General features: G+C 68.4%; 14 protein-coding genes and 1 pseudogene. 6 read left to right on the forward strand and 9 right to left on the reverse strand.

The window, feature by feature from the left end; all coding sequences use genetic code 11:
* Nucleotides 1-88 precede the first annotated feature (88 nt).
* On the reverse strand, nucleotides 89-1,993 hold the full coding sequence (locus ABIB25_RS23035) for a glycoside hydrolase domain-containing protein (RefSeq protein ID WP_354530866.1): 1,905 nt from the start codon (nucleotides 1,991-1,993) through the stop codon (nucleotides 89-91).
* A gap of 196 nt (nucleotides 1,994-2,189) precedes the next feature.
* On the opposite strand from ABIB25_RS23035, the gene ABIB25_RS23040 reads away from it, so the two are divergent.
* Complete coding sequence (locus ABIB25_RS23040; protein ID WP_354530867.1) at nucleotides 2,190-2,342, forward strand: hypothetical protein; 153 nt, start codon at nucleotides 2,190-2,192, stop codon at nucleotides 2,340-2,342.
* A 27-nt stretch (nucleotides 2,343-2,369) separates the two neighbouring features.
* On the forward strand, nucleotides 2,370-2,948 hold the full coding sequence (locus ABIB25_RS23045) for a TetR family transcriptional regulator (protein ID WP_354530868.1): 579 nt from the start codon (nucleotides 2,370-2,372) through the stop codon (nucleotides 2,946-2,948).
* Between the two features lie 83 nt (nucleotides 2,949-3,031).
* On the opposite strand, the gene ABIB25_RS23050 is transcribed toward ABIB25_RS23045, so the two are convergent.
* Nucleotides 3,032-3,487 (reverse strand): VOC family protein, encoded by a 456-nt coding sequence (locus ABIB25_RS23050; RefSeq protein WP_354530869.1) that lies wholly within the window; start codon nucleotides 3,485-3,487, stop codon nucleotides 3,032-3,034.
* Between the two features lie 178 nt (nucleotides 3,488-3,665).
* On the opposite strand from ABIB25_RS23050, the gene ABIB25_RS23055 reads away from it, so the two are divergent.
* Together ABIB25_RS23055 and ABIB25_RS23060 are read left to right on the forward strand one after the other, a co-directional pair.
* Nucleotides 3,666-4,697 (forward strand): LLM class flavin-dependent oxidoreductase, encoded by a 1,032-nt coding sequence (locus ABIB25_RS23055; RefSeq protein WP_354530870.1) that lies wholly within the window; start codon nucleotides 3,666-3,668, stop codon nucleotides 4,695-4,697.
* Between the two features lie 117 nt (nucleotides 4,698-4,814).
* Nucleotides 4,815-5,960 (forward strand): glycoside hydrolase family 3 N-terminal domain-containing protein, encoded by a 1,146-nt coding sequence (locus ABIB25_RS23060; protein WP_354530871.1) that lies wholly within the window; start codon nucleotides 4,815-4,817, stop codon nucleotides 5,958-5,960.
* Between the two features lie 59 nt (nucleotides 5,961-6,019).
* On the opposite strand, the gene ABIB25_RS23065 is transcribed toward ABIB25_RS23060, so the two are convergent.
* The 3 genes and pseudogenes from ABIB25_RS23065 to ABIB25_RS23075 form a co-directional block, all read right to left on the reverse strand.
* Nucleotides 6,020-7,033: a hypothetical protein gene (locus tag ABIB25_RS23065; protein ID WP_354530872.1), complete on the reverse strand. Its 1,014-nt coding sequence runs from the start codon at nucleotides 7,031-7,033 to the stop codon at nucleotides 6,020-6,022.
* A gap of 74 nt (nucleotides 7,034-7,107) precedes the next feature.
* Nucleotides 7,108-8,673, reverse strand: a complete 1,566-nt coding sequence (locus ABIB25_RS23070; RefSeq protein WP_354530873.1) for an ATP-dependent DNA ligase — start codon at nucleotides 8,671-8,673, stop codon at nucleotides 7,108-7,110.
* An 80-nt stretch (nucleotides 8,674-8,753) separates the two neighbouring features.
* Nucleotides 8,754-9,392 (reverse strand): annotated as a pseudogene (locus ABIB25_RS23075) (6-phosphofructokinase); the annotation flags it as partial.
* A gap of 195 nt (nucleotides 9,393-9,587) precedes the next feature.
* Between ABIB25_RS23075 and ABIB25_RS23080 the strand changes: the two are divergent.
* Entirely contained in the window at nucleotides 9,588-11,066 is a 1,479-nt protein-coding gene (locus tag ABIB25_RS23080) for a purine-cytosine permease family protein (protein WP_354530875.1), read from the forward strand.
* A gap of 201 nt (nucleotides 11,067-11,267) precedes the next feature.
* Here the strand turns inward: ABIB25_RS23080 and ABIB25_RS23085 are convergent, their stop codons facing one another.
* The 4 genes from ABIB25_RS23085 to ABIB25_RS23100 all read right to left on the reverse strand — a co-directional run bounded on the left by ABIB25_RS23085 (nucleotide 11,268) and on the right by ABIB25_RS23100 (nucleotide 14,567).
* Nucleotides 11,268-12,038: an SDR family oxidoreductase gene (locus ABIB25_RS23085; protein WP_354530876.1), complete on the reverse strand. Its 771-nt coding sequence runs from the start codon at nucleotides 12,036-12,038 to the stop codon at nucleotides 11,268-11,270.
* 72 nt (nucleotides 12,039-12,110) lie between these two features.
* The gene (locus ABIB25_RS23090; RefSeq protein ID WP_354530877.1) at nucleotides 12,111-12,878 is read right to left on the reverse strand and encodes an SDR family NAD(P)-dependent oxidoreductase; all 768 of its coding nucleotides are present in this window, start codon (nucleotides 12,876-12,878) and stop codon (nucleotides 12,111-12,113) included.
* On the reverse strand, nucleotides 12,878-13,930 hold the full coding sequence (locus ABIB25_RS23095) for an NAD(P)-dependent alcohol dehydrogenase (RefSeq protein ID WP_354530878.1): 1,053 nt from the start codon (nucleotides 13,928-13,930) through the stop codon (nucleotides 12,878-12,880). The genes ABIB25_RS23090 and ABIB25_RS23095 overlap by 1 nt, the downstream gene beginning before the upstream one ends.
* Nucleotides 13,931-14,024: 94 nt before the next feature.
* Entirely contained in the window at nucleotides 14,025-14,567 is a 543-nt protein-coding gene (locus ABIB25_RS23100; protein WP_354530879.1) for a VanZ family protein, read from the reverse strand.
* Nucleotides 14,568-14,690: 123 nt separating this feature from the next.
* Between ABIB25_RS23100 and ABIB25_RS23105 the strand changes: the two genes are divergently transcribed.
* Nucleotides 14,691-15,083 carry a VOC family protein gene (locus tag ABIB25_RS23105; RefSeq protein WP_354530880.1) on the forward strand — a complete coding sequence of 131 codons (393 nt, stop codon included), beginning with the start codon at nucleotides 14,691-14,693 and terminating at the stop codon, nucleotides 15,081-15,083.
* Nucleotides 15,084-15,134 lie beyond the last annotated feature (51 nt).

Below are 15,134 nucleotides of genomic sequence, written 5' to 3' on the forward strand. Positions count from 1 at the left end.
CGTAGTCGAACGACCCAGACCTTCGGTATGTGCGGAGCGGCTTCGATGAAGAACATCAGCGCCTGCAAGGACAGGTCGAGCGGTCCCGTCAGGTCAGGAAGTAGCCTGCGACGTCCGCGAAGAGGTCGATGGTCCCACCGGACTGGTTGAGCAGGATGATGCGGCCGTCCTTGCCGATCGGCACGACGACCTGGTTCGCGATGGTCTGCTGCGGCACGAAGTTGACGTTCGACGCCACCGGAGCCGACCGGTCCGACGGAAAGACCGTCAGGTAACCGCCCGCCGCCGGGCCGGTGACGGTGACGGTGAGGACGACCGCGGACGCCCCTGTTGGAACCCCGGCCCTCCCGCGTACCAGGAGCGAGATCGCCTTCAGAGCGGGAACTTTCCCGACAGAGCCAAGGTTCTTCCTGGTGTCGAGGATCCGGGTCGGGGTGGTGAGTGGGCTGAAGGCGCCAGAGGCGGCGCGTGCGCCGGATCGGTAGTAGCCCGCGACGTCGGCCAGCAGCTTGACGCTGCCGGCAGATCCGTTGAACAGCGCGATCTTTCCCGCCCCCGACCCAGAGGGCAGCACCGGAACCGTCGCCAGGTTCGGCACGATCTGCTTCGGCAGGAAGTTGAGGTTGGAGGCGTTCGGCCGCTGCGCCCCAGCCGGGTAGGCCGTCAGGAAACCCTGCTTGGCCGGGGCGACGGCGGTGACGTTGAGGACGGCGGCGTCGAAACCACTGGTCGGGATGCCCGGGCGTCCCGCCAGCGTGATGGTCGTGGTCGAGGATGCCGTTGCACCGCTGTTCAGCACACGCTGCGGTCCGACCGGCACGAATGCCCCTGGTACGGAGTCGGTTCCACTCAAGTAGTACCCGGCTACGTCGGCGAGGAACTGTGCGCCGCCTGCCGAACCGTTGAACAGCCTGACCTTGCCGCCGACGCCCACCGGGACGGACACGAGGTTCGCCACCGTCTGGCGTGCGACGAAGTTGAGGTTGGAGACGTCCGGACGGGTGCTGCCCGCCGGGGTCGGGTAGACGCCGACGAATCCGGCCGAGGTCGGTGCGGTGACGGTGACGTTCACGACGACGGTCGACACACCGGTGGTCGGCACACCCCCGCGACCGGTGACCTGCAGATCGACGAAGCGGGAGGCACCGACCGGACCGGAACCACCGAGGCCGCTGCGGGTGTCGAGTAGGCGCGCCGGGGTGAGCGGGTTGAAGGTGCCGGCGGACGTCGTCTTGGCCGGCGTCACCGGGAATGCTGCGCCGACCAGCTGCGCACCGTTCCGGTCGATCCCGGCGATGTCGTCGTCGATCCTGGTCCCGCACAGCGACTTGTCGAAGGCAGGCGGAGGCTGCTGCTGAAGGACATATCCGCGGGCCGCGACGGGTACGCCCGATGTCGATGCCGACTTCCAGTAGACGCTGACGTACGGGACTGTGTTGAGATCAGCCGCTTCCAGTCCGGAGTCTGCGCCGACGTAGATGCCCGCCAGATATCCGGAGCGCTTCACCTCGGCTGCCCAGTTCTTCACCCACGCCACGACCGTCGAACGCTGAGCGGTTCCGGTCGCCTCAAGATCCAGAAAGATCTGGGCGCCCTTGGGATATCCGACGGTGTTCGCGGCCGTGACGGCGTCCGTGCCTCGGCTGGTGCCATTGGCCGCAGTCGTCCAGAACGTGTCGTTGGTCCGGTAACCCTGGAAAAGCACGACCTTCATACCGGCCGTCGCCGCTGCGTTGTACTCCCGATAGGAGCCCGCGGACGTCAGGGCGTTGGTGTTGATGACGTCGTAGGAGTAGCCGTAGGTCTGGCTCAGGCAGTCGATCTGGGCCTGGGTTTCGACGTTCAGGCTGTCGAATCCGAGCAGTCCCGGGGTGATCTTGCCGAGCACACCGACCGGGGTGGCGGCGGAAGCCGACGCGACCGGGAGGGCGACCAGCGCTCCGGCCGTGAGTGCTGAAATCAGGAGACCGCGGAACTGGGCGCGGAGGCGCATAGCGGGAACGACCTTCGAAAATAGGGATCATCGGGCGAGGATGTTGGCCTGACCGGCCCTGACCGCCGTTCATGTAACCACAGCGGAGAAGAACGAGGGTGCGTCGTCCAAACATGACTAACCGGTTAGCTTGACGCGCCCATCGACCCGGTCGACTGTCTAACCAGATAGTCAGTAACTGCTTCGAAGGGTCGAGGTGATCGCGGCGGCGATCGAGAAGGCGTCGACTGCGAAGCGTCCGCGGATCCGCTACGCCGTCGGTGGTGGCGCCAAGCCGATCCTGTTCGCCCGGCGCATGCTGACCGACCGCTCGTACGACAGACTGACGCAGGCAATCTTCGGCGCTTGAGCGCACACACCAGGCGGTGAGCAAGAGATGACGGCACCCAAGCGGGACGCGGCGGCGACCCGCGCCCGGATCCTGGCTGCCGCCACCGCCGAGTTCGCCACGCACGGGATCGCGGGCGCCCGGGTCGACCGCATCGCTGTCGCTGCGCAGGCCAACAAGAACATGATCTACATCTACTTCGGGAGCAAGGAACAGCTCTTCGACGGTGTGCTGGCCGAGGCCATCGAGCAGCTGCTGGAGACGGTGCCGATGGACGCGACCGATCTTCCGGGTTACGCCGGTGCGCTCTACGACCACATGGTGCGCCACCCGGATCTCAGCCGGCTCGCGCGCTGGTTCGGCCTGGAGAAGCCCGGCGGATTCCTCGAGCTGGAGGAGGCGATGACCAACACGTTGGCCAAGATCAATCGGATCGCGGCTGCTCAGGCCGATGGGCTGGTGACCAACGAGCTTGCCCCCGACCAGATCGTGGCGTTGGTCGTCGGCATCACGGCCACCTGGTCGGCGGGGTCACCCGAACTCGCCGACGTCGAGGTCTCGGCGGAGCTGATCGAGTCACGTCGAGCGGCGGTGGTCCTGGTGGTGGCCCGGATGGTCGCGCCGTAGCCGGGCTGGGTGGCAGGTCGATGCCGGCCGTCGGGTGGAGGTGACGGGGTGTGGACGTCGGTCGTCGGGCGGAACGGGCATGGTCAGCCGCGGTAGGCGGCTTCCAGGGCCGGGACGTCGATCTTCTGCATCTGCATCATGGCCTGCAGGACGCGCCCGGCCTTCTCGCGATCCGGATCCCCGAGTAGCCGCCCCAGTGCCGTCGGAACGACCTGCCAGGCCACCCCGAATCTGTCCTTGAGCCACCCGCATCGACTTTCCTGGCCGCCGTCGGCGGTGAGTGCGGACCAGAGATCGTCGACCTCCTGCTGGGTCTCGACCGGGATGAAGAACGAGATGGCCTCGGTGAACGGGAACTGCGGCCCACCGTTGAGTGCCATGAACCGGGCGCCCGCCATCTGGAACGTCGCGGTCAGCACCGCATTTTCCGGGCCGCTCCGCGACACGTCGATCGCCTCGAAGTCCGGGAAGACGCCGGCGTAGAAAGCCATTGCCTCTTCGGCGTTGTCGTCGAACCACAGGCACGGCGTGATCTGCACGGGTTTGCTCTTCTCGGGGCGGCTTGGGATCAAACGGGGTGCCGGTCACGTTACTGCGACCCCCCGGTGCCTGCCCTGTTCGCACTGTGACGGATGTCCGCCGGATGGTGGGGAACAACGAGTACCGGAGATTGTTGACACGTCATATACTGCAATCAGAAATCTTCTGGAGGCTCTCATGACACAGCAACTCGAACTCGGCCTTGACACCTTCGGTGACGTGACGGTGGACGCGAACGGCAAGCCCGTCCCGCAGCCTCAGGTCATCCGCAACCTGGTGGAACAGGCTGTCCTCGCCGACCAGGTCGGCCTGGACTTCATCGGTATCGGCGAGCATCACCGTGCCGACTTCGCCGTCACTGCACCGGATGTCGTGCTCTCGGCGATTGCCGGGCGCACCGCGAACATCCACCTGGGCTCGGCCGTCACGGTGCTCAGTTCCGACGACCCGGTCCGGGTGTTCCAGCGCTTCGCCACCCTCGACGCCGTGTCGAACGGCCGCGCCGAGGTGATCCTGGGCCGGGGGTCGTTCACCGAGTCGTTCCCGCTCTTCGGTGAGGAGCTGTCGGACTACGACAGGCTGTTCGAGGAGAAGGTCGAGCTGTTCGCCGCTCTCCGCAGCGAGGGCCCGGTGACCTGGTCCGGAACCACCCGGTCCGGGTTGGACAACCAGTCCGTGTTCCCGCACACCGATTCCGGCGCGCTGAAGACCTGGCTCGGGGTCGGCGGCAGTCCGGAGTCCGTGGTCAGGGCGGCCCGGTACGGTTTCGGCCTCTTGTTGGCGATCATCGGCGGCGAGCCGGCACGGTTCGCTCCCTACTCGGACCTGTTCCACCGTGCGCTCGACCAGTTCGGCACCGGTCCGGCGCCGATCGGCGTGCACTCGCCCGGCCACGTGTCCGATACCGACGAGCAGGCCAAGGAAGAGATCTGGGAGCACCACCGCGACATGATGTCGCGCATCGGTCGCGAGCGCGGCTGGCCGGCGCTGACCCGCGACCGCTTCGAGGCGGATGTGGTCCAGGGCTCGCTGTACGTGGGCTCACCGGAGACGGTCGCCACGAAGATCGCCTCGACCGTCAAGGCGATCGGCGCCGACCGGTTCGACCTGAAGTACAGCAACGGCACCCTGCCCCACGAGCAGATGATGCGCTCGATCGAGCTCTATGGCACCAAGGTCGCCCCGATGGTGCGGGACATGCTCGCCTGACGCCGCGGCTGACGGTCCTGGCAAAGCACCTGGCAGCGGTTGCCGGAAGAAGTGAGCCGGGCTAACGTCTTTGGCCGGGGACGGCTCACGTCTTCGGCCAGGGACAAGGAGACTTTCGTGACCGATTCACGCCACTTGATCAACCGTCGTACGGCCCTGATCGCCGGGACCGCCGCCGTGATGGGCGGCCTCGGCTTCGCCGGGACGGCGCAGGCGGGTGAACCCGGAGATGGTGGGCAGTCCAGACACCCGAAACTCTCGCCCGCGCAACAGGCCGGCCAGCGGGTGATCTTCTCCTACCCGGGCCTGACCCCACCGGCGACCCTGCTGCAGCAGATCAGCGCCGGGCTCGTCGGCGGCGTGATCTTCTTCGGCGAGAACATCACGAGCCTGCCGCAGATCACCGCCGTCGTCGACCAGCTCCGCTCGGCGCGGGCGCAGAGTCCGCTGAAATCATCGCTGCTGCTGATGACCGATCAGGAAGGCGGAGTGGTCCGCCGCCTGAAGGGCCAGGCGCCCGTGCTGTCCGAGAAGGCCATCGGGGCGTCGGCCGATCCCGTCGGGGAGGCGACCGCCGCCGGCACCGGCGCCGGCCAGATCCTCAGCCAGGTCGGGATGAACCTCAACCTCGCGCCGGTGCTCGACGTGTACCGGCAGGAGGGCAACTTCGACGACGAATTCGGGCGGTCGTACAGCTCGGATCCGGCGGTGGCGGCATCGCTGGGCGCCGCCTTCGTCAGAAGCCAGCAGAAGGTCGGCGTGGCCGCGACCGCCAAGCACTTCCCCGGACTCGGCCTCGCGACGAAGGAGCAGAACACCGATCTCGTCCCGGTGACCCTGGACGCGACGCTCTCGCAGTTGCGATCGGTGGACGAGCCACCCTTCGCCTCGGCCATCGCCGCCGGCGTCGATCTCGTGATGGCCTCCTGGGCGATCTATCCGGCCCTCGACCACCGGCTGCCGGCGGGGCTGTCGCGAGCCGTGATCGAAGGAGAGTTGCGTCGCCGCCTGCGTTTCCGGGGCGTCACCATCACGGATGCCCTGGAGGCTGGGTCGCTGACGGCTTTCGGATCTCCGGCGGAACTGGCCGTCAAGGCGGCCGAGGCCGGGATGGATCTGCTGCTGTGTTCGGCGCGCGACGTCGACCAGGGCACGAGCACGGTGGCCGCTCTGGCCACCGCGCTCCGCACCCGTCGATGCCACCCGGGTCAGTTCGAGCAGGCTCTCGCCCGGGTGCTCGACCTCCAGAGACGACTTGCCTGACGTCGACAACCAGCGCGGCCGCTGTCGTCGACGATTCGCCGAGCTTGTCGGCGTCCAGGTCAGCGCAGGCGGGTGATGTAGTACTTCGCCGTGGCCGGCGACGCCGTGCCGAACCGGGCATTGACGGCGAACAATGCACCGACCGAGTACGTCGCGGTCGACGGGACGTCAAGGGACGGATCGGTCAGCAGCTTCTGCCACTTGGCCGTCCAGCCCGATCGCGTGTGCTGGAGCGTCAGCTGAGCCACTGAAGTCTGAGTGGTTCCGCGGACGACGAACAGGGTCGATCCGCGGCGCTCCAGTCCGTCGCCGCCGGTGATGGCCGGGCCGCCGGTCACCGGAATCTGCACGGCCTTGCCGGTGCGCAGGTCCACCGACCACAACCCACCGGCCGTGCTGTGATCCAGCACGACGTGGGTGCGGTCGAGCTGACGGATGCCGTTGGCGCTCAGGCCACCGGCCTGGGTTCCCGGCCAGGCACCGCCGAGCGTCAGGAAGGTCGGAGCCTTTCCGGTCGGCTTGCCGAACAGGGTCAGCGGGATCCTGGTCAGTCGCTCGACGCGGGAGTCGGTGACCCAGACGGCGGTCGGCGTGATGATCAGGTCGTTGAGGAACCCGCCGCCGGCGACCACGGTGTCGGAGGCGATGCGGCCGGAGCGGGAGTCGACGGCCCAGACGTGGGCAACGGTCCCGACATTGCCGACGGCCCAGACCAACCCGGTCCGGAAGTCGTATTCGAGGCCACGCAGCTGACGCCCGGTCGCGCCGGTGAGCAGCACCTTCGACTCGCCGCCCCGGACCAGGCTGCCGGTGACGATGCGGCCGTCGTTGAGCGATCCGACGTAGTACGTCGACCCCGAGGACGTGATGCCCTCGGGTTGGATGCCGTCGGGGAGGGCGATGGTGGTGGGCGCGTGGTCATTGCCGTAGCTGGATGCCGGGCTCGAGGCGGAGCTTGCTGCATCGAGCGCTGGGCCGGTCGCAACGGCTGCGGAGGCCGGGGCCGCGAGGGTCACCGAGGCGAACGCAGCGGCGACCAGGGCCAGGACGGGGAGACTTCGTCGGATGGACATTCCACAGGGTATGCAGACCCAGCGGGAATCGGCCTATGCAATGTGTCCGTAAAGCTGATTGACCCGTTTGCGCGTCAATCGGTATCGGCTGCTGCCTCGACCACCGGACCGAGCGCCACCACCGAATCCAGGCTGTCCACCTCGTCGATGCTCTTGTCGTCGCGGTAGCGCAGCACGCGGGCGAAGCGCAGGGCCACCCCGCCGGGATAGCGCGTCGACCGCTGCACTCCGTCGATGGCGATCTCGGCGATCAGCGGTGGGTCGACGAAGACGGTCGACTTCGTCCGGCGGACCTCGCGCGCCAGGAACTGCTCCGTCTGCCAGGTGAGCGTCTTGTCGGTCAGCCCCTTGAAGGTCTTGCCCAGCATCACCAGGTCACCGGTGACCGGGTTGCGCGCCGCCAGGTGCAGGTTCGACAGCCAGCCCTCGCGGCGGCCGTAGCCCCATTCCGCTCCGATGACGGCCAGGTCGAACGTGTGCCGTGGTTTGAGCTTGATCCAGCCCGCGTCACGGCGTCCGGCCGCGTAGGCCGCAGCCGGATTCTTGACCACGACACCCTCGAAGCCGTCGCCGACCACCGTCGTGAAGAACTCCGTCACCTCCTCCTCGGTCTCGGCCTGGATGCGCGGGACGAGCATCGACGGCGGCAGCACCTCCGTCATGACGGCGGCCCGCACCGACAGCGGCTCGTCCAGCAGGTCTCGTCCGTCCACGTGCAGCAGGTCGAAGACGTACAGCGACAGTGGGGTCTTCGTCCGCCCGGCAGCCACGTCCAGGCTGCTGCCGGTACGGGAGGCGATGTCCTGGAAGGGGAGTGGCCGCCCGGAAGCGCCGATGCCGACCACCTCGCCGTCCAGGACGAGGTCGTGCCAGGGCAGCGCGGAGACCGCCTCCACCACCTCCGGCAGGCGGTCGGTGATGTCGTCCAGGCTCCGGGTGTAGAGCCGGACGGTGCCGCCGGTGCGGTGCACCTGCACCCGGATCCCGTCGAGTTTGGCATCGACCAGGGCGGGTAGGCCGGACTTCGCCGCCGCGGCTTCCGGATGGGGGGCGCTCGCGGCGAGCATCGGTCGGACCGGGATCCCGACCCGTAGCCCGACGGCTTCGAGGGCCGAGATCCCCTGCTGCGCCAGGAGTACAGCCGCGGTGGCTGTCGACCCGAGCAACATGGCCGCGCGTTGGACGACGGCGAGCGGAGCCTCGAACGCGGCCGCGAGGCCGTCCTGTACCAGTGAATCCAGCGCACCCTGGCGCAGGTCCTCGAACACCAGCCCGCGCAGGAACACCTGCTCGGCGGCAGTGGCCCGGGCGAAGAGTGCCTCCACCCCGGCCGTGCGCAGTGCCGCGGACCCCGAGCCGCCCATCGCCGCGATCGTCTCGAAGGTGTTGTCCACGTCCTGCACGGTCAGGGTCGGCTCATCCGCCGGAGCCGGCAGGGTCGAGAGCGACGCCCAGCCGACGCCCGTCCGGCGCTGCCGCAACGTGCCGGACAGGAACGTCACGACCAGTTCGATCGAGTCCGCCGGTTCTGACGGGTCCGCGCTCTGCCGGATGCACTCGGCCAGGAACTTGCGCTTGGCCAGCCGTGAGCGGGTGGCGGCGACGTCCGCCGAGGTGGTGACGAGCCGGAAGAGCAGCATGGATCCATACTGCCTGTTGGTGCTGCTGGGTGAGAGTGGCTCCGGACTTGGCCAACGACGTCGGCCGCACACCAAGGCGGTCAGCGCATCTGGAGGGGTTGGGCGGTGGATTCGAGGATCGAGAGCCAGAGGTCTCCGTCCGGGGCGACCTGGTTGCGCATCGAGACCGCGAGCGCGATCGGCACAGGGATGAATCGGTTGTGGCGGCGTCCGACCACCACGTCGCTCCGTCCGGCCATGGCCGCGTGCACCGCGGCCTGGGCGAGCCGGACGCAGTAGACCGAGTCGGAGGCCTGGGCCGGCACCGACCGGATGGTGTAGCCCGGGTCGATGTACTCGAATGTCAGCGGAGTCCCGGCTGCCTTGAAGTCAGCGGTGATCAGGTCCTCGAGGAACACCCCGATGTCGGCCACCGTGCTGTTGCCGGAGGCATTGGAACCGCTGGCGCTCAACAGTTCCTGGCCGGCACCCTCCGCAACCACGACCACCGCGCTGCCCTTCTCGGCGACCCGCCGGCGCAGACTGGCCGGCAGTCCGCCGTCGCCATCGAGGGTGAACGGCACCTCGGGGATCAGCACGAAATCGGCGTCGTGGTTCGCCAGTGCCGCATAGCAGGCGATGAAACCGGAATGACGGCCCATCACCCGCACCAGCCCGACCCCCCGGCTCGCGCAGCAGGCTGACCGTGTCGTCGAACAGCACCCGGTCGTCCTCGTCGACGCAGTGCACGTTCGTGCGCCGCCCCGCCACGTACTTGGCCAACGGCGAGTCGTACCGGCAGGGCCCCGATCCGGGACACCAGGAGATCGTCGGCCCCCCACGCGACTCGGTGTTCCCATGGCTCCCAGCGTGGGCGTCCGGTGTGTCGTCGGTGTGACCGGGACAAGAAACTTCCGCAGTGCGACACTGCACCCATGACCAGCCAGACGTACGAAACACGCACCTCGGCCGTCGAGCTGAACGGCATCAACGTCATCGCCGACGACGAGCGCAAGGGCGAACCCCGTGACCTGTTCTGGCCGTGGTTCGGGGCGAACGTGTCGGTGCTCGGGCTGAGCTATGGGGCCTTCGTGCTCGGCTTCGGGGTGTCGTTCTGGCAGGGCCTGATCGCCGGTGTCATCGGCGTTGCGCTCTCCTTCCTGCTCTGCGGGTTCGTGGCGATCGCCGGCAAGCGCGGTTCTGCCCCGACGATGGTGCTGTCCCGCGCGGCCTTCGGGGTGCGCGGCAACAAGGTCCCCTCGCTGATCTCGTGGGTGCTGACCGTCGGGTGGGAGACGGTGCTGGTCGTACTCGCGACCCTCGCCACCGCAACGGTTTTCGAGCGGCTGGGCTGGGGTGGCGGGGTACTGGTCAAGGTCATCGCGATGATCGTGGTGACGGCCCTGACCATCCTCGGCGGGGTGGCCGGGTTCGACGTCATCATGAAGATGCAGAAGTGGATCACCATCATCACCGGGGTGTTCACCATCGTCTACATGGTGCTGGTGGCCAAGCACATCAACTTCTCGGTGGTGACGTCCGCGCCGGCCGCCTCGGCCACCGCTGTCATCGGGGCTTTCGTTCTGGTGGCGACCGCCTTCGGGCTGGGCTGGGTGAATGCGGCCGCCGACTACTCCCGCTACCTGCCGAGGGCGGTGTCCAGCAAGGGCGTGGTCTGGTGGACCACCTTCGGTGGCGCACTCGCCCCGGTGATCCTGGTGATCTTCGGGCTGCTGCTGGCCGGGTCGTCGCAGGATCTGAGCGGCAAGATCGGGACCGACCCGATCGGGGCCCTGGCCGAGCTGTTGCCCACCTGGTTCCTGATCCCGTTCGTGATCGTGGCCGTCCTTGGGCTGGTCGGCGGTGCGGTGCTGGACATCTATTCGTCCGGTCTGGCGCTGCTCAGCCTCGGGCTGAAGGTCCAGCGATATGTCGCCGCCCTGATCGACGGCACGATCATGCTCGCCGGGTCGATCGCTGTGGTCTTCTTCGCGAAGAACTTCGTCAATCAGTTCCAGGGTTTCCTGATCACCCTCGGGGTGCCGGTCGCGGCGTGGGCGGGCGTGATGCTCGCCGACATCCTGCTGCGTCGTCAGGACTACGCCGAGCCCGAACTGTTCGAGCCTCGCGGCCGGTACGGCGATGTGCAATGGGTGCCGCTGTCGCTCGTCGTCGTCGGGACCGCGCTGGGCTGGGGGCTGGTCACCAACACCCTTGCCGGCTGGCTGACCTGGCAGGGCTACCTGCTCGAACCGTTCAACCTCGGCAACCGGACCGGCGCGTGGGCGTTCGCGAACATCGGCGTGCTGGTCGCGCTGTTGGTCGGCTTCCTCGGCACGCTGATCTTCTCGCCGTGGCGGGTTCGCCGGCAGGAGGGCACTCCGATGCTCCGCTACGCCGACCCGTACGACTGACCTACGGCGCTGAGATCGACGCAGCGGCACGGAACCGAGGACGCCGGGTAGATCGGACCGCCGCATTCCGGGGGTGCCCGGCTGCGTCATCGCGCTACTGGCCAGTACGTGCGGATGAGTCCCCCGACTATGGGGGACTCATCCGCACGCTCTTGACGATCGCGGACCACCGCGTCGACCAACCCTGGGAATCCGGCGCCTCTAGTAGGCCGGCCCGAGGCGCAGGAACTCGGCGAACGTCTGCATCCCATCGCCGTGGTCCGGGGTCAGCTGGTGGCCGGCGCGCAGGGCGCCGGCGAGGCGTCCGGGCATCGGTACCGGGAGCACCGTCTTCCGGTGACCCGTCGAGGCCAGATACAGCCGGGCCAGCTCGTGCATCGACCTGATCTCCGGCCCACCCAGCTCTGGCACCCGTCCGGCGGGCGCGCCGGCGGCCAGTTCGGAGAGCCGGGTCGCCACCTCCTCGACGGCCACGCTCTGGCAGTTCACCCGGCGGGGGACGACCCCGATCGGCAACTTGCACATGCCCTTGACCAGCGTCAACGCGAGATCGTGGAACTGCGTGGCGCGCAGGATCGTCCAGCCGACGCCCGACGCGATCAGCGCCCGCTCGGCCGTCAGCTTCGCGCGGTAGTAACTCGTGGGGAGGTGGTCGATCCCGACGATGGAGATGTAGACCAGGTGGCGAAGACCCGCGCGCTTGCCCGAGGAGAGCAACCCGGCCATGGTCTCGGCCTCGCCGCGGGCCGAACCGGACGCGCAGTGGACAACCACATCGACACCGGCAAGCGCGTCGTCGAGACCGGATCGGGAGCGGTAGTCGACGGTGCTCCACCCCGGCTCGGACTCGAGTCGCCCGGCCGGACGCGGGCTGCGACTGGCCACCCTCGCGGTGTGGCCGGCGGCCTGCAACGCCGACACCACATGACGCCCGAGGTTGCCCGTCCCGCCGGTCACCAGCACGGTGCTCACGCGCCGCTCCCGCTCATGAGCAGATCCCCGGTCTCAGTAGTTTTCAGCGCTTCCAGCAGATCCCGGCCGCCGTCAGTAGAGGGTGTAGCCACCGTCGATGACCAGCACCGATCCCGTCATGAAGGCGGACGCGTCGGAGGCGAGGAAGACCACGCTCGGCGCGATCTCCTCCGGCAGGGCGGCGCGCTGCTGCGGCGCGTCCTCGATCCAGTGCCGGCGGAACTCCGGCCGGTCGACCGGCGCCATCTCGGTCCGGACGTAGCCGGGGGCGACGGCGTTGACCCTGATGCCGAGCGGTGCCCACTCAGCAGCCAGTGATTTCGTCAGCTGGTGGACGGCCGCCTTGGAGGCGTTGTACGCCGGCTGCCACTGCGGACGGTTGACGATCTGGGCGGAGATCGAGCCGATGTTGACGATCACGCCCTTCTTCGCTGCCGCCATCCGCCTGCCGAAGACCTGGCTGCCGTTCCAGACGCCGGTGACGTTGACGTTCATCACCTCGGCGAACTCGTCGTCGGTGACCTCGAAGGCCGGCCGGTGGATGCAGGCGCCGGCGTTGTTGATCAGGATGCCGACCGGACCGAGCTGCGCCTCGATGGCGTCGGCAGCGGCTTCCAGGCTGGCCTTGTCGACGACGTCGGCGGTGAAGGCCGCCGCCTGGATCCCGTCGAGGACGAGCTCGGCCACGGTGTCCGCGTTGCGCGCCGCGTTGCGGCCGAGAACGGCAACCTTGGCCCCGGCCTCACCCAGACCACGCGCGAAAGCCCGGCCGAGGCCCTGGTTCCCGCCGGTCACGACGGCGACCCTGTCGGTCAGATCAAAGGTGTCGAGGATGGGCATCAGCCGACACCACCCGGGCGGACGATGACCTTCATGGTGTCGGGGTTGCCGTCCTGGGTGAGGGCCGCCTCGACGTCCTCCAGCCCGAAGTGGCCCGTCACCATCCCGTCCAGATCGATGACGCCGGACGCGGCGAGCGCGATGGCGGTCGGGTAGACGTTCGCGTAACGGAAGGTGCCGGTGATGGTCAGCTCGCGACCTTGGATGAGGCCGACGGGCAGGGAGATCTCGTCGGCGCCCATGCCGACCAGAGCGACGTGGCCGGCAGGCCGCACGGCGCGGATGCCCTGCTTCACGGCGATCTCGGCGCCCGAGCAGTCGATGAAGGCGTCGACCTCGATGCCGAGGTCCGCGGCGTTCTCGGTGCGGGCGTCGAGTACGCGGGTGGCGCCGAACCTGGTCGCGGATTCCAACCGCTTCGGAGAGATGTCGGAGACGATGATCTCGCTGGCCCCGAGCGCCTTGGCGACCTGGACGTTCATCACGCCGATCGGGCCGGCGCCCGCGATCAGCACGCGGCTACCCGCGCCGACCTGGACTTTCTCGCACGCCCAGACTCCGACCGAGAGTGGTTCGATGAGTCCGGCGGCGTCCTCGCTCATCGAGTCCGGCACCGGATGGGCGAAGTCGGCGGCCAGCACCACGTACTCCGCGAACGCGCCGTCGATCGGCGGGGTGGCGAAGAACCGGACGTCCGGGCAGAGGTTGTAGCGGCCGGCCTTGCACTCTCGGCAGACCCGGCACGGCACGCCCGGCTCCATCGCGACGGCCTGGCCGATCCGGCCGGCATCGATACCGTCACCGACCGCGACGATGTGCCCGCCGGCCTCGTGGCCCAGGATCATCGGTTCGCGGACCACGTAGTCGGCGATCCGGCCGTGGCGGAAGTAGTGGATGTCGGAACCGCAGATGCCGACCGAGCCGACCTTGATGAGGACCTCGCCGGCGGCCGGGCGGGGGACCGCCCGGGTCTCCACGGCCACGTCGCCGATCCCGCGCAGCACGCTCACCTGCATCTGGGTGGGTAGCTCGGGTGGGGTGGTGCTCGTCATGCGCGCTCCTCCAGCTTCCTGTGCACGGCATCGTCCTGTGCACACGGCACGTTCCCATACGTCGGGGTCCCGGGCGAAGGCCGGGGTCCGTCGCTCAGGCAGCTGCCGCCGACCCGACGCGTCGGCTGCTGTCGTTGGCCGTCAGGATCAGCTTCACCAGGCCCGCGCCGACGGCCGCGCCGACGGTGTTGAACGCGACATCGGACACCGAGCTGACCCGGCCGACGGCGATCACGTACTGCACCGTCTCGATGGCGATGGAGACCAGCCCGCTGATGACGACGGCCATCCACGGCCGGACCTTCTCGAACGCGATGGGCAGCAGGAAACCGAGCCAGACCAGGAGCAGCAGGTTGCCGACCATCTGCGTGAACATGATGCGGTTGGTCAGCGACGAGCGCAGGGTGCTGAGCAGCTGCAGATCCAGGAAGCGGGCGTGGGTCGTCCTGGTCACGGGACTGAAGAGCATCGCGCCGGCGATGAGCGAGATCACCGCGATCAACGAACGGGCGCCCGTGCGGAGATTGAGAGCCAAGGCCTGCGAGCGCATCCGGATTGCGGTGGAGACCACCACCAGCAGCACCGGCAGGGCGATCCAGGTCAGCTCGGTCCCGAAGAGTCGCCAGAGTTCACGCATGTTGCCAGGACGTCCGGGCCGCGGGGTCGTTGCGCGGGGCCGCAGTACCGGGGCGGACGCGGATTTCGTGCGCTGTCCGATTCGTACAAGACAGGGCGTCGCGGGCGGAGCTACCTTCCCGGCATGGAACTCACTCTTGACGTCATCGGGCTGGTCGTCTCCGACATGCCGGCCAGCCTCGCCTTCTACCGTCGTCTCGGGCTCGCTCTGCCCGCCGAAGCGGATCAGCAGCCGCACGTCGAGCACACCCTGCCCGGAGGGATCCGGTTGTGCTGGGATACGGAGGAGGTGATGGGTTCGTTCGACCCGTCCTTCGCGAAGGTCCCGGCCGGCCGGGCCTCACTCGGCTTCCTGGCCGGCTCACCGGCCGTGGTCGATTCGACCTTCGCCGACATGGTGTCCGCCGGTTACAAGGGTCACCTTTCGCCGTGGGATGCGGTGTGGGGTCAGCGTTATGCAGTGTTGCACGACCCGGACGGCACCACTGTCGACCTGTTCTGCCCGCTGCCGAGCTGATCCTGCCGGGGCGATCCTGCCGGCCGATCGGTCGGAGAAGCCGGGCCGATC

The organism is Nakamurella sp. UYEF19 (assembly GCF_040546275.1).
In the GTDB taxonomy this organism is placed as follows: domain Bacteria; phylum Actinomycetota; class Actinomycetes; order Mycobacteriales; family Nakamurellaceae; genus Nakamurella.